Source organism: Roseomonas sp. SRI_022 (genome assembly GCF_057586215.1).
The window spans coordinates 49529-63577 of record NZ_JBYCZL010000011.1 but is presented as its reverse complement, the minus strand read 5'-3'; the positions used below and the strand labels follow the sequence as shown (position 1 = coordinate 63577).

The 14049-nt window shown below is 67.2% G+C and carries 12 protein-coding genes; 6 read left to right on the top strand and 6 right to left on the bottom strand.

What is annotated here, in order from left to right; translation table 11 throughout:
- The first annotated feature begins 152 nt into the window (after positions 1–152).
- The 3 genes from AC2YHJ_RS12910 to AC2YHJ_RS12900 all read left to right on the top strand — a co-directional run bounded on the left by AC2YHJ_RS12910 (position 153) and on the right by AC2YHJ_RS12900 (position 2843).
- A complete protein-coding gene (locus tag AC2YHJ_RS12910; RefSeq protein ID WP_487396468.1) occupies positions 153–1502 on the top strand; it encodes a dicarboxylate/amino acid:cation symporter in 1350 nt (449 codons plus the stop codon).
- Positions 1499–2440, top strand: coding sequence for a TAXI family TRAP transporter solute-binding subunit (locus AC2YHJ_RS12905; protein WP_487396467.1), 942 nt, complete (start codon positions 1499–1501; stop codon positions 2438–2440). Before AC2YHJ_RS12910 ends, AC2YHJ_RS12905 begins: the two co-directional genes overlap by 4 nt.
- A gap of 142 nt (positions 2441–2582) precedes the next feature.
- Complete coding sequence (locus tag AC2YHJ_RS12900; RefSeq protein WP_487396466.1) at positions 2583–2843, top strand: hypothetical protein; 261 nt, start codon at positions 2583–2585, stop codon at positions 2841–2843.
- Here the strand turns inward: AC2YHJ_RS12900 and AC2YHJ_RS12895 are convergent.
- Complete coding sequence (locus tag AC2YHJ_RS12895) at positions 2825–3778, bottom strand: 3-hydroxyacyl-CoA dehydrogenase NAD-binding domain-containing protein (protein WP_487396465.1); 954 nt, start codon at positions 3776–3778, stop codon at positions 2825–2827. The two genes, AC2YHJ_RS12900 and AC2YHJ_RS12895, sit on opposite strands and share 19 nt — an antisense overlap.
- A gap of 103 nt (positions 3779–3881) precedes the next feature.
- Between AC2YHJ_RS12895 and AC2YHJ_RS12890 the strand changes: the two genes are divergently transcribed.
- From AC2YHJ_RS12890 to AC2YHJ_RS12880, 3 genes are read left to right on the top strand one after another with little or no spacing between them, the layout of a single operon-like run.
- On the top strand, positions 3882–4724 hold the full coding sequence (locus AC2YHJ_RS12890) for a serine hydrolase (RefSeq protein WP_487396464.1): 843 nt from the start codon (positions 3882–3884) through the stop codon (positions 4722–4724).
- Position 4725: 1 nt separating this feature from the next.
- Positions 4726–5598 carry an HTD2 family dehydratase gene (locus tag AC2YHJ_RS12885; RefSeq protein ID WP_487396463.1) on the top strand — a complete coding sequence of 291 codons (873 nt, stop codon included), beginning with the start codon at positions 4726–4728 and terminating at the stop codon, positions 5596–5598.
- Positions 5595–6464, top strand: a complete 870-nt coding sequence (locus AC2YHJ_RS12880; protein ID WP_487396462.1) for an HpcH/HpaI aldolase/citrate lyase family protein — start codon at positions 5595–5597, stop codon at positions 6462–6464. Before AC2YHJ_RS12885 ends, AC2YHJ_RS12880 begins: the two co-directional genes overlap by 4 nt.
- Before the next feature lie 12 nt (positions 6465–6476).
- Here AC2YHJ_RS12880 and AC2YHJ_RS12875 read toward each other — a convergent pair whose 3' ends face one another.
- From AC2YHJ_RS12875 to AC2YHJ_RS12855, 5 genes are read right to left on the bottom strand one after another with little or no spacing between them, the layout of a single operon-like run.
- Positions 6477–7262, bottom strand: a complete 786-nt coding sequence (locus AC2YHJ_RS12875; protein WP_487396461.1) for a peptidylprolyl isomerase — start codon at positions 7260–7262, stop codon at positions 6477–6479.
- Between the two features lie 2 nt (positions 7263–7264).
- On the bottom strand, positions 7265–8017 hold the full coding sequence (gene narI, locus AC2YHJ_RS12870) for a respiratory nitrate reductase subunit gamma (protein ID WP_487396460.1): 753 nt from the start codon (positions 8015–8017) through the stop codon (positions 7265–7267).
- A gap of 12 nt (positions 8018–8029) precedes the next feature.
- Complete coding sequence (gene narJ / locus AC2YHJ_RS12865) at positions 8030–8737, bottom strand: nitrate reductase molybdenum cofactor assembly chaperone (RefSeq protein ID WP_487396459.1); 708 nt, start codon at positions 8735–8737, stop codon at positions 8030–8032.
- Positions 8734–10296 carry a nitrate reductase subunit beta gene (narH, locus tag AC2YHJ_RS12860; protein WP_487396458.1) on the bottom strand — a complete coding sequence of 521 codons (1563 nt, stop codon included), beginning with the start codon at positions 10294–10296 and terminating at the stop codon, positions 8734–8736. Before narH ends, narJ begins: the two co-directional genes overlap by 4 nt.
- 5 nt (positions 10297–10301) lie before the next feature.
- The gene (locus AC2YHJ_RS12855; protein ID WP_487396457.1) at positions 10302–14036 is read right to left on the bottom strand and encodes a nitrate reductase subunit alpha; all 3735 of its coding nucleotides are present in this window, start codon (positions 14034–14036) and stop codon (positions 10302–10304) included.
- Positions 14037–14049 lie beyond the last annotated feature (13 nt).

The following is a 14049-nucleotide window of genomic DNA, read 5'->3' as shown; positions in this document are numbered from 1 at the left end:
GACCATCAACTTCGGCTTCCCGTCCGCGCCCGATCCGTGCTGCGATCGTTCCGGGAAGGAAGCGCCGGCGCGGCAAGCGCTGACGACCGCCCGTCTTCCATCCCGATCCGGCCGCCCGACGGGCCGCCGCGGCGATGGGGAGCAAGCGAGCCATGGCGATTCCGGTCGTCGCGTCGGCATCACAGTCACATCACCCCTGGTGGCGGCATCTTTACGCGCAGGTGCTTGCGGCCATCGTCGTCGGCGTGGTGCTCGGGCATTTCTGGCCCGACATCGCGGTGCAGATGAAGCCGTTCGGGGATGGCTTCATCAAGCTGATCAAGATGCTGATCGCGCCGATCATCTTCTGCACGGTGGTGCACGGCATCGCCAGCATGGAGGACATGAAGAAGGTCGGCCGGGTCGGCGTGAAGGCGCTGATCTACTTCGAGGTGATGACGACCATCGCCCTCATCATCGGGTTGGTCGTGGTCAACCTTTGGAAGCCGGGCGCGGGGATGAACGTCGATCCCGCGGCACTCGATACGCGCGCCATCGCGACCTACACGGCGCGCGCCGGGCAGCAATCCACCGTCGAATTCCTGATGCACATCATCCCCAACACCGTGGTGGGCGCCTTCGCGGAGGGCGAGATCCTGCAGGTGCTGCTGATCGCCGTCCTGTTCGCCTTCGCGCTGCAGGCCCTGGGAACACACGGCAAGCCGGTGCTGCACCTGATCGACACCGTCGCCCATGTCTTCTTCAGGATCGTCGGCATGATCATGAAGGTGGCCTGGCTCGGCGCCTTCGGGGCCATGGCCTTCACCATCGGCCGCTACGGCGTCAGCACGCTGGTCCAGCTCGGTTCGCTGATGGCGGGGTTCTACGTCACCTGCCTGCTCTTCGTGCTCGGCGTGCTCGGCATCGTCTGCGCGCTGTGCGGCTTCTCGATCCTGCGTTTCATCGCCTACATCAAGGAGGAGCTGCTGATCGTGCTCGGCACCAGCTCCTCCGAGACGGTGCTGCCGCGCATGCTGGCCAAGATGGAGAATCTCGGCTGCGAGAAATCCGTCGTCGGGCTGGTGATTCCGACCGGCTATTCCTTCAACCTCGACGGCACCTGCATCTACCTCACCATGGCGGCGATCTTCTTGGCACAGGCGACCAATACGCCACTGTCGCTGGGGCAGGAGATCGGGCTGATCGGCATCCTGCTGCTGACCTCCAAGGGCGCGGCGGGCGTCACCGGATCTGGCTTCATCGTGCTGGCGGCGACGCTGTCCTCCCTCGGCACCGTGCCGGTGGCAAGCATTGCGCTGATCCTCGGCGTCGACCGCTTCATGTCCGAGGCACGCGCGCTGACCAACCTGGTCGGCAATGGCGTCGCCACCGTGGTGGTAGCAAAATGGGAAGGCGCGCTGGACGTCGCACGGATGAACCGCGTGCTGTCCGGTGAGACCGAGGCGGAGGCCGACACCCCCGAACAGGTACTGGTCGGCGCCGAGGAAAGGCAGGCCGGATGACGCCCCGCCGGGCTGTCCTTGCCGCCGCGATCGGAGCGGCGCTGCCTGCAGGTCGCGCCGCGCGGGCGGCCGAACCCGACTGGCCGGCGGCGGTCAGCATCGCCACCGCCTCGCCTGGTGGGACATACCATGTCTATGGGATCGGGCTCGCGCGCGTGCTGACGCGCGAACTCGGCCTTGCCGTCTCGATCAGGGAGAGCAGCGGACCGGCCGAGAACCTGCGCATGCTGGACAACGGCACGGCGCAGATCGCCTTCGTCACCACGGGCGCGGCACTGGCCGCGCGTGGCACGGCCGCGCAGGCACTGTTCGCCATGTACGACACACCCTTCCACTTCGTGCTGCGCCGCGATTCACCGATCCGGTCCTTCGCCGAACTGACGGGACGGAGTGTCGCGGTCGGCCCGGAAGGTGGCACCGGCGCGACCTATGAACCACGGCTGCTCGCCGCACTTGGGGCCGAGATTCGCCCCGTCTTCGGCAGTTGGGAGGACCTTGCCACCCGTTTCGCGGCCGGGGAGTTCGATGCGATCGCGGTCGCCGCCGGGGCGCCCTTCCCCGCCATCGCCGCGCTGGAGGCACGGCACGCCATCCGCTACCTGCCCCTGTCACGGGAGCAGGTGACGCGGCTGCGCCTGGTGGCCCCGGAGCTGGGTGCCGCGCGGATACCGGCAGGCACCTATCCCTCGCTACTGACGCCGTATGAGACGGTCGGTCTGTACAACCTCGCCGTCGCGCATCGGAGCATGCCGCCGAGCCTTGCCTTCGAGATCGTCCGCACGGTCTTCGAGAACCATGCCGAGATGATGGAGGCGCACGCCGCGGCGGCTGCGACGGTGCCGGCGAACTTCATCCACAACACCGTCCTGCCCTGGCATCCCGGGGCCATGCGGTACTACGGCAGCCGCACGGTGACCGGGGTGCTGCGCGGCGACTGAGACCAGCGCACGGACTGTGCGGCATTTCACAGACGGCCGCCGCCCCGGCAGGCATCCTGCCCAATGGCGGCACAGTTTCGCGAGCGGCTGCTGGCAGCAGCGGCCATCGTCTTGCGGGGCTTCGCGCCGCACGGAGGTCAGCATGCCCCATGCCCGACTGCATTCCGTCACGCTCGCAAGCACCGCCCTGATGGCGATGTTCATCGCCATCGACCCACCGGCGAGGATCGTGGGCAACGCCAGCACGGTCTCGCTGGTCCTGCCCGCCCAGGCCGGCTGCCAGGTGGCCGGCCCCTATGCGACAATGCGTCGCGCCAATGAGGTCGCGGCCGAGGCACGGCGCCGCGGCTTCAGCGCGGTCGCCTACCACGACGGCGACGGATACTACGTGCGCGCCTGCTGAGCTGCGGCGCGCGCCTCCAGGATGCGTACCAGCGCGTCGTCGCGGCGGCGGGCGAGTTCGGTCGTACTCGCCCCGCTGGTCGCCTCCGCGACTCCTTCCACCAGCGTCTGCTGCACGGCGGCATCCACCTTGGGGTCGCCGAGATCCTGCCACCAGGACGTCACTGCCGGCATCAGATGGTGCAGGAAGTGCTCCATGCCGCCCTCACCGCCCGCCAGATGGAAGGTGGTATGCGGGCCCATCAGCGCCCAGCGCAGGCCCGGGCCCTCACTGATCGCAGCATCGACATCAGCGACACTGGCAACGCCCTCAGCCACCAGATGCACCGCCTCCCGCCATAGTGCGGCCTGCAGGCGGTTGGCGAGGTGGCCGGGCACTTCCTTGCGGATCTCGATCGGGTGCTTGCCGATGGCGCGATAGAAGGCCATGGCGGCGGCGACGGCTTCCGGACTGCCCTTCGCACCGCCCACCACTTCCACCAGCGGGATCAGGTGCGGCGGGTTGAACGGATGGCCGATCACGACCCGCTCCGGATGCGCGCAGCGTTCCGACAGACGGGAGGCAAGCAGGCCCGAGGTCGAGGATGCGATGACCACATCGGCCGGCAGCGCGGCATCGATGCGCGCGAGCAGGTCTTGCTTGATCTCGATGCGTTCGGGCGCGCTTTCCTGCACGAAATCGGCGCCGTCCAGCGCCGCCACCGGATCCGCGTCGAAGGTCCAGGCCTTCGGATCGGCATCCGCCTGCCCGCCGAGGCGCATCAGGATCGGCCAGGCGCCCTCGATCATCCGCCGCAACAGGTCGGGCGCGCCCGGCGACGGGTCGCTGACCGTCACCGGCAGGCCGCGGCTGAGGAAATAGGCCGCCCAGGACGCGCCGATCGTGCCCGCGCCGATCACCGCCACGCGTTTCACCGTGCCTGCCGCTCCGCGCATCGCGCATCCTCCCTTGTGATGGAGTGATCCTACCGCCGGGGCGGCTCTCTGGCCACGCGCGCCATGCGGGTCTAGCGTCCGGCGGCAAGACCGGAGGACGCCCATGCAGGACCTTGTTGGCAGGCTCAACGCCATCTGCGACGCCCAGCCCTTCAACACCACCTGGTATGTGAAGGATCTTCAGACCGGCTGGGAGGCCGATCGCGGCGGCGACACCGTGGTTCCCTCCGCCAGCACGCGCAAGACATCGATCCTGATGCATGCGCTGTCGAAGGTGCATGAAGGCAAGCTGCGGCTCGACGAGCCCTGCACCATCGAGAAGCGCCTCCAGGAAGGCGTGGACAGCGGCACCTACCAGTACATGACACCCGGCTGCGTGATTCCGCTGCGCGATGCCTTTGTGAATATGATCATCACGAGCGACAATGTCTGCACGCAGATCGTGCTGGAGCGGTTGGACCGCGACGAGCTGAACGCCTGGTGCCGCCGCATCGGCATGACTGGCACGACGCATCGCGTGAACTTCCCCCCGCCCGGGCTGCCCTGGGACCACCCGATCGACGCGGTGGCGAGCACCACGGCGCGCGACCAGGGCGTGCTGCTTGACCGCATGGTGAAGGGTGCCGCCGGCGTTGCGGAAGCGGCAGCACTTGGCGCCACGCCGGAACTCTGTGCGCTGGGGCTCGACATCCTGTCCTGGCAGCGGCTGCGCAACCTGATCCCGTCGCTGCTGCCGCAGAAGGCGAAGGTCGCGAACAAGACCGGCCGCGGACCGCGCGGCCGCATGGATGCCGGCGTCGTTTACAAAAACGACAAGCCGCGCTTCGTCATCTCCGTCTACACGGACCGGGTGCCTGACACCTTGCCGGACGGGCTGCCCGGCTACACCGCAGCCTATGCCACCGCCGGGCGCCTGACCCGGGCCTGCTGGGATGCGATGAACTGACATGACGACGGATGCCGAATTCGAGGCCGCGATCGCCGGCCTGCAGGACTGGGTGGGCCGCGAGCGCGTTGTGGAGGACGAGATCGGCCTCGCCTCCGCCCGGCGCATCGCGGGGATGCTGGACATCGATCCGGCAACGCTGAAGCAGGGTGACGTGCTGCCGCCGCACTGGTTCACCATGTTCTTTCCCGACATCGCGAAGCAGAGCGACATCGGCCCGGACGGCCACCCCAACAAGGGCGTTTTCCTGCCGCCGATACCGCTCCCGCGCCGCATGGGCGCGGGGCGCCGCGTGACGATCAACGAAAGCCTACGCATCGGCACGCCGGCCATCAAGCGCGCTGTTGTCGCACAGGTGCTGCCGAAAGTCGGCCGCACGGGCCGCATGGCGATCCTGACCATGCGCCATGTCATCGAGTGCGAGGGCCGCACCGTCGCGGTGGACGAGTTCGATGCGATGTACCGCGAGGCGCCGCCGCCTGGGCAGCCAACCGCTGCCACGCCACCGGTCGCAGCCCCTGATGGCGCGACGTGGATGGACAAGAAGCTGCTCTCCTCGCCACTGGTGTTCCGCTATTCGTCGGTGACCTGGAACGCGCACCGCATCCACTACGACGCGGACTATGCACGGGACGAGGAAGGCTATCCGGCGACCGTGCAGAACGGCGGGCTGACGATGCAGTTGATGCTGGATGCCGCGCTGAAGCGCGCGCCGGGGCGGATCACCGGCTTCACGGCGCGGCTCGCCCGCCCACTCTGGGTTGGGGATACCGTCACGCTGTGCGGCGCGGCACCTGCGGACGGCAAGATGGAATGCTGGGCGGCTGACAAGGACGGGTATCTCTGCGCGAAGATGGAGGTCGCCTTCGCATGACGCGCGCATCGCCGGCCACCTGGCGCTCGCTGATGTTTGTCCCCGCGACGGGCGAGAAGTTCGTCGCCAAGGCGCATACCCGCGGGGCGGATGTGGTGATCCTCGACCTCGAGGATTCCATCCCGCCCGGCGACAAGCCCGCTGCCCGCGCAGCGCTGCCCGCCGCCGCTGCCATGGTCGGCCAGGCGGGGGCGGAGGTTGCAGTGCGCATCAACCGCGCACTCGACCTTGCCGTGCCTGATATCGCGGCAGCCGTGATGCCTACTGTCGGCACGCTGATGCTGCCGAAGGTCATGGGGCCGGAACACATCCGGCTGTTGTCGGAGGTCGTCGCGGCGCGGGAGGCCGCGCAGGGCATGACGATCGGCCATACCCGCTTTGCAGCGATCGTGGAGACGCCCGACGCGTTGCCGCTGCTCGGTGCGATCGCCACCGCCGATCCGCGCGTCGTGGCGCTGGGCGTTGGCGCGGAGGATCTGTCCACCGAGTTGGAAGCCATTCCCGGTGCCGACCTGCTGTATCACTTCGGCATGATGGTGGTCGCGGCGGCACGGGCGGCGCGGATCCAGCCACTCGGCTCCGTCGGGCCCTTCGCCGATTTCTCCGATCTCGCGGGCTATCGCGCCTCGCTGAAGCGGTCACGTGCGCTGGGCTTCGCCTGCCAGGCCTGCATTCATCCCGCGCAGGTGCCGATCATCAACGAGGAATACGGCCCCTCCCCCGCCGAGGTGGAGCGCGCCCGTCTGCTGATCGCGGCCTTCGATGCGGCGCTCGCCGAGGGCAAGGGCGCGGTCGCCTTCGAAGGCCAGATGATCGACCTGCCCGTGGTCGAGCGCGCGCGGCGATTGCTGACCCGCGCGCGCTGACCGCCGGCGCCGTCAGTTCACCAGCGGGCCATCGGCGCGCGCCTCGCCATCCTCGCCCAGGGAGAAGCCCTGGATATCAGCGCGCGCCGCCAGCACGGCAATGTATTGCCGCACCGCCGCCTGCCAGGCGGCGTGCTGCAGGTCGCGATGGATCCGGTCGCGCGCATCCTCGAAGGTGACGGTTTGGCCGGGTGTGTGCCGGTGCAGATGCAGCACATGCATGCCGTAACGCGTGGCGACCACCACCGGGCAGACCTGGCCTGGTTCAGTGCCGTGCAGGAAGGTCTCGAATTCCGGCACGGTGGAGCCGCGTTCGATCCGCCCGAGATGCCCGCCCTGCTCGCGCGACGGACAATCGGAATGCGCGCGCGCGAGGTCCGGCAGGCAGCCCGGTGTCGCCAGGACCTGCGCGAGCAGGCCTTCGGCACGGGCTTTGGCCTCGACGCGTGCGCCGGCATCCTCCGGATCGGCGGCAACCAGGATATGGCTGGCATCCCAGTATTCGGGAGAGCCGAAGCGCTCCGGATGGGCCGCCAGCCAACGACGGCAGGCGACCTCGTCCGGTGCGGGCACGACGACGTCGCGCTGCAGCAGCGCGTCGATCGCGTCGTCCTCGTCGTTGATGGGAATGCCGGCCTCCGCCGCTGCGTCCAGTAGCAGGCGCCGCACCACCAGGGCGCGCGCTGCAGCCGACCAGGCCGCATCGGCGTTGTCGGATGGATGATGCTGCATCTCGGCCGCCACATCCCGCGCGGGAATGGCGGTGCCGTTCACGACGATGTCGAGCTCTTCCATCATCGTCACTCCGCCGGGCTCACGCCGGGACGCGCGACCGGGCCCGGCCGCTTCGTGCCGCCGCGTGTGCGGACGATCTGCCAGGAGCGGAACAGGTACCAGATCGGCGCGGAGAAGATATGCACCAGGCGCGAGAAGGGCGTCAGGAGGAACAGCGTCATGCCGAGCACGAGATGCGCCAGGTAGGGGAAGGCGATGCCACGGATGTGGTCCGCCGCGCCACCCTGGAAGGTGACGATCCCCTGCGCCCAGGCCGAGAGCTGGAGCATCACGCTGCCGTCGCTGTGCATCACAGAGAAAGGCAGCGTCAGCAGGCCGAGGCTGAGCTGCACCCACAGCAGCGCCAGGATCGCGATGTCGATGCCCGTGCTGGTGCGCCGGATCCGGTCGTCGAACAGCCGGCGATGCAGCAGCAGCGTCAGGCCGATGAAGCAGATCGTCCCGGCGATGCCACCGCTGACGATCGCGAGCATCTGCTTCTGCGAGGGTGAGATCGCCCATTCGTAGAGCACGTGCGGAGTCAGCAGTCCGACGAAATGGCCGAAAAACAGGAACAGCACGCCGACATGGAAGAGGTTCGAGCCCCAGCGCAATTGCCGCGAACGCAGCATCTGCGATGAGCCCGAGCGCCAGGTGTACTGGTCCCGGTCGAAGCGGATCAGCGAGCCGATCGTGAAGACCCCGAAGCAGATATAGGGGTAGATGCCGAACAGGAAGGTGTGGAGGTAGTCAGTGAAACCGTTCCAAAGGGCGCTCATCGCGTCTCTCCTTCAGCGAATGGCGGAGTTGGCGCGCAGCTTGCGCAGCCGATCGATCATGGCGCCGACCTTGGCGCGCGCACCCTGCTTGTCCGGGTCCGATTCAGGACCGAAGACGACGGGCTCATCCTCATAGGCAGCGTCGAGGGCGGCGAGTTCCTCGGCGTCGCTCATCTCCTGTTCTCGCGTCGGCTCGGCCTGCGGGCGCGCGCCCACCTCCGCCAGCAAGCCGGCGAGCACGGCGGCGTAGGCGCGTGCCTCCGCATTGCTGCGCCCCATCAATCGCGCATGGATCGCATCGATGATCGGCGCCGCCTGCCGGATGAGGTTGCTCGCGACCTCCTCAGGTGCGGCGGCGCAGAATTCCATGAACAGCGGCAGGTAGTCCGGCAACTCACCGCCGGTCATGGCGAAGCCGGCCTCGTCATAGACCGCAGCCAGTTCGATCATGGCCGGGCCGCGGTTGCGAGTGTCGCCGTGGACATGTTCGAACAGGTGCAGACTGCTGCCGCGGCCGCGATCGAAAAGGCGAACATACTCCTCCTCCCGATCCAGACCGTCGCCGGCCGCGAGCCGCAAGGTCAGCGCGGAAAGACGGGGCACAAGCGCCTTGGTGAAGCCAGCCTCGGGAATGGCGTCGCGGATGGACGCCAGTTCCCCACGGAGTTCCGCATCCGGGTAGCGCAACAGGCGCGAGAGGATGGCGAGACGGATGTTCATTCCGCGCTCTCCCGCCGGCGGGCTTCCTCGGCTTCGCGAATCCTCGGCGGCGCCATGCGGCCCGCCGTCGGGCCGCTCGCGCTGAACAGGTTGCCCGCGCTGCGCCCGTCGCTGCAGCCATGGCCGAAGCTGAACCCGCAGGACGATTTCAGGTCGAAGGCGTTCTCGGCATACTCGCGATGGGTGGTCGGGATGACGTAGCGATCCTCGTAGTTCGCGATGGCCAGCGTCTGGTACATGTCCTCCACCTGCGCCGCGGTCAGGCCGACCTTCTCAAGGATGGCGAGATCCTCGCGCCCTTCGACGGTGCGCGCGCGCATGTGCATGCGCATCGCCATCAGGCGCTGCAGCGCGCTGACGATGGGCGTCTCCGCACCGGCCGTCAGCAGGTTGGCCAGGTACTTCACGGGAATGCGGAGGCTCTCGACGTCCGGGAGCCCGTCCTTCCAGCCGACATGCCCGGCCTCGGCGGCCGATTGCACCGGGGAAAGCGGCGGCACGTACCAGACCATCGGGAGCGTGCGGTACTCGGGGTGCAGCGGGAAGGCGATCTGCCAGTCGATGCACATCTTGTAAGTCGGGCTGTTGCGCGCGGCGTCCAGCCAGGCCTCCGGCACGCCATCCTTGCGCGCCTGCTCGATCACCGCAGGGTCGTGCGGGTCGAGGAAGATGTCGAGCTGCGAGCGGTAGAGCTGCTGCTCGTTCTCGGTCGCGGCGGCTTCCGAGATCCGGTCGGCATCATAGAGCAGCACGCCGAGGTAGCGGATGCGCCCGACGCAGGTTTCCGAACATACCGTCGGTTCACCCGCCTCGATGCGCGGGTAGCAGAAGATGCACTTCTCAGCCTTACCCGACTGCCAGTTGTAATAGATCTTCTTGTAGGGGCAGGCGGAGACGCACATGCGCCAGCCGCGGCACTTGTCCTGGTCGATCAGGACGATGCCGTCCTCCTCCCGCTTGTAGATCGACCCGGATGGGCAGGCAGCGACGCAGGACGGGTTGAGGCAGTGTTCGCACAGCCTCGGCAGGTAGAACATGAAAGTCTTTTCGAACTGCCCGTAGATCTCCTTCTGGATGCCTTCGAAGTTGCGATCGCGGGAGCGCTTGCGGAACTCCGTACCCAGGATCTCCTCCCAGTTCGGGCCCCATTTGATCTCCATCCGCTCCCCGGTCAGCAAGCTGACGGGGCGCGCGACGGGCATCGCCTCGCTTTCCGGCGCCGTCTGCAGATGCGTGTAGTCGAACGTGAACGGCTCGTAGTAGTCGTCGATCTCCGGCAGGTCCGGATTGGCGAAGATGTTGGCGAGGATGCGCCACTTCGGCCCGATCCTCGGCTGCAGGGCGCCGTTGCGCTTGCGCTTCCAGCCGCCCTTCCACTTGTCCTGGTTCTCCCAATCCTTGGGATAGCCGATGCCGGGCTTCGTCTCGACGTTGTTGAACCAGGCGTACTCGACGCCTTCGCGGCTGGTCCACACCTGCTTGCAGGTGACTGAGCAGGTATGACAGCCGATGCACTTGTCGAGGTTCAGCACCATCGCGATCTGTGCGCGGATCTTCATCGCCGTTACTCCGCCGCCTTGAGGTCTGCTGCCTGGGGTGTCACACGCGGGCCATCCAGCCATTCCACCTTGGCCATCTTGCGCACCAGCACGAACTCGTCGCGGTTGGTGCCAATCGTGCCGTAGTAGTTGAAGCCGTAGGCCAACTGCGCGTAGCCGCCGATCATGTGCGTCGGCTTGATCGTGGTGCGCGTGACGGAATTGTGGATGCCGCCCCGGGCATGGGTGATCTCGCTGCCCGGCACGTTCACGATCTTCTCCTGCGCGTGGTACATCATGACCATGCCCTTCGGCACGCGCTGGGAAACGACGGCGCGCGCGCACAGCGCGCCGTTGGTATTGAACGCCTCGATCCAGTCATTGTCCTCGACGCCGATGACCTCGGCGTCGATCTCGGACAGCCACACGATCGGGCCGCCGCGCGACAGCGTCAGCATGATCAGGTTGTCCGTGTAGACGCTGTGGATGCCCCATTTCTGGTGCGGCGTGATGAAGTTAAGCGCGATCTCCTTGTTGCCGTTCGGCTTCACGCCGTGCATCGGCCCGGTGGTCCGCAGGTCCACCGGCGGGCGATAGACGCAGAACCCCTCCCCGAAGGCGAGCATCCAGGGATGATCCTGGTAGAGCTGCTGCCGCCCGGACAGTGTCCGCCAGGGGATCAGCTCATGCACGTTGGTGTAGCCGGCGTTGTAGCAGACCTCCTCGCTCTCCAGCCCGGACCAGACGGGGGAGGAGATGATCTTGCGCGGCTGTGCCTGGATGTCGCGGAAGCGGATCGCCTCATGCTCCTTCGGGATGGCGAGGTGGGTGTGATCACGCCCAGTGAATCTGCCGAGCGACTCCCACGCTTTCACCGCGACATGCCCGTTGGTCTCCGGCGCAAGGTGCATGATGACCTCGCAGGCATCGATGTCGGTCTCGATGCGCGCGAGCGGTCCTTCCACGCCCTCCACCTGGGTCTCCCCGTTCAGGTGGCGCAGGAAGCCGACCTCGTCACCGGTCTTCCATGTCATGCCCTTGCCGTTGTTGCCGAGCCTGTCCATCAACGGCCCGAGGGACGTGAAGCGCGCATGGGTATTGGGGTAGTCGCGTTCCACCACCGTCACCGCCGGCATGGTCTTGCCGGGGATCGGATCGACCTCACCCTTCTTCCAGTCGCGGATCAGGTGCGACTGGCCGAGTTCGCCCGGGCTGTCATGCATCAGCGGCGTGAGCACCACGTCCTTCTCGACGCCGAGATGCCCCTTCGACATCGCCGAGAAACGCTCCGCGATGCCGCGGAAGATCGCCCAGTCGGTGCGGCTCTCCCAGGCCGGGTCCACCGCGGCCGACAGCGGATGGATGAAGGGATGCATGTCTGAGGTATTGAGGTCGTGCTTCTCGTACCAGGTGGCCGTGGGCAGCACGATGTCGGAGTACATGCAGGTGGTGCTCATGCGGAAGTCGAGCGTCACCAGCAGGTCCAGCTTGCCCTTCGGCGCCTCGTCATGCCAGGCGACTTCCTCGGGCTTCGCCGCGCCCTGTTCCCCGAGATCCTTCCCCTGCACGCCATGCTGCGTGCCGAGCAGGTGCTTGAGGAAATACTCATGCCCCTTGCCCGAGGACCCCAGCAGGTTCGACCGCCACACGAACAGGTTGCGCGGCCAGTTCGCGGGATGGTCGGGGTCCTGGCACGACATCTCGAGTGTGCCATCCTTGAGGGACTGCGCCACATACTGCGGCACGGGAACGCCTGCCTGCTCCGCCTCCGCCGCGATGGTCAGCGGATTGCGCACGAGTTGCGGCGCGGAAGGCAGCCAGCCCATCCGCTCCGCGCGGATGTTGAAGTCGATCATCGCACCGGACATGGGCTGCGGCGCGGTGGGTGAGAGGATATCCTTCACCTGCAGCGTCTCGTAGCGCCACTGGTCCGTATGAGCATACCAGAAGGATGTCGCGTTCTGCTGGCGCGACGGCCGGCCCCAATCAGTCGCGAAGGCCAGCGGGATCCAGCCCGATTGCGGGCGCAGCTTCTCCTGCCCGACATAATGCGCCCAGCCGCCGCCGGACTGGCCGATGCAGCCGCACATCACCAGCAGATTGATGATGCCGCGATAGGTCATGTCCGAGTGATACCAATGGTTCACCGCGGCCCCGAGGATCACCATCGACTTGCCGCGCGTCTTCTCCGCCGTGTCGGCGAATTCGCGAGCGACAGTGATGATCTGCTTGCGCGGCACGCCGCAAACCGCCTCGGCCCAGGCCGGGGTGTAGGGCGCGTTGGCATCGTAGTCCGCTGCGCCGTCGCGCTTCACGCCGTAGTTCGCGAGGAACAGGTCATAGACGGTGGCGACGCGCGCAACGCTGCCATCCTTCAGCGGCACCGACATGACGGACAACTGATGCGTGACCGTGTCGCCAAGGTTGGTCGGATTGAAGAACGCCGTGGCGCCATCCCCGAAGTAGGGGAAGGTCACCGCCGCGGTCTCGCCGCCGGACAGACTCAGGCGGGGTGTGCGCACCTCACCATCGCGTGCGTCGCGGCCTTCGAGGTTCCACTTCCCTTGCTCACCCCAGCGGAAGCCGATCGAACCGGTCGGCACATAGGGCGCGCCGGTCGCATCGTCGATCGCGATGGTCTTCCAGTCGGGATTGTTCGCCTCGGCGGCGTTGTCCACCAGGTCGCTGGCGCGGAGCTGGCGGTCGGGCACCAGGCGCCCGTCCTTCTCGCTCAGCATGACCAACATGGGCATATCGGAGTAGCGGCGGCAGTAGTCGAGGAAGTAGTCACCCCTTCCCTTCGCGTGCCATTCGCTCAGGATCACATGGCCCATCGCCAGCGCCAGCGCGGAGTCCGTGCCCTGCTTCGGGTGCAGCCAGAGATCGGCGAATTTGGAGGCCTCGGAATAATCCGGCGTGACGGTCACCACCTTGGTGCCGCGGTAGCGCGCCTCGGCCATGAAGTGCGCGTCGGGCGTGCGCGTCTGCGGCACGTTCGACCCCCACATCATGATGAAGCCGGCATTGTACCAGTCCGCGGATTCAGGAACGTCGGTCTGCTCGCCCCAGGTCTGCGGCGATGACGGAGGCAGGTCGCAATACCAGTCGTAGAAGGACATGCAGACGCCACCGATCAGCGACAGGTATCGGCTGCCCGCGGCGTAGCTGACCATCGACATTGCCGGGATGGGCGAGAAGCCGATGATGCGGTCCGGACCATGCGCCTTGACGGTGTGGACATTGGCGGCGGCGATGATCTCCTCCGCTTCCTCCCAGCGCGCGCGGACGAAGCCGCCGGCGCCACGAGCCGCCTGGTACTCATGGCGCTTCGCGGGATCGGATTGGATCTCGCGCCAGGCCTGCACGGGGTCGGCGTGGCGCGCCCGCGCCTCACGCCACAACCGCAGCAGGCGCTTGCGGATCATCGGGTACTTCACCCGGTTCGCGCTGTAGAGATACCAGGAGTAGGACGCACCACGCGAACAGCCACGCGGTTCATGGTTCGGCAGGCCCGGGCGCGTGCGCGGATAGTCGGTCTGCTGCGTCTCCCAGGTGACGATCCCGCCCTTGACGTAGATTTTCCAGGAACAGGACCCGGTGCAGTTCGCGCCGTGGGTGGAACGCACGATCTTGTCGTGCGCCCAGCGCGACCGGTAGGCGTCCTCCCAGGCGCGGCTCTCCGTCGTGGTCTCGCCGTGGCCGCCAGAGAAGGTGCCGGCATACTTCCGGAAGTAGGTCAGGCGATCGAGGAAGTGGCTCATTCTGTCGTGTCCT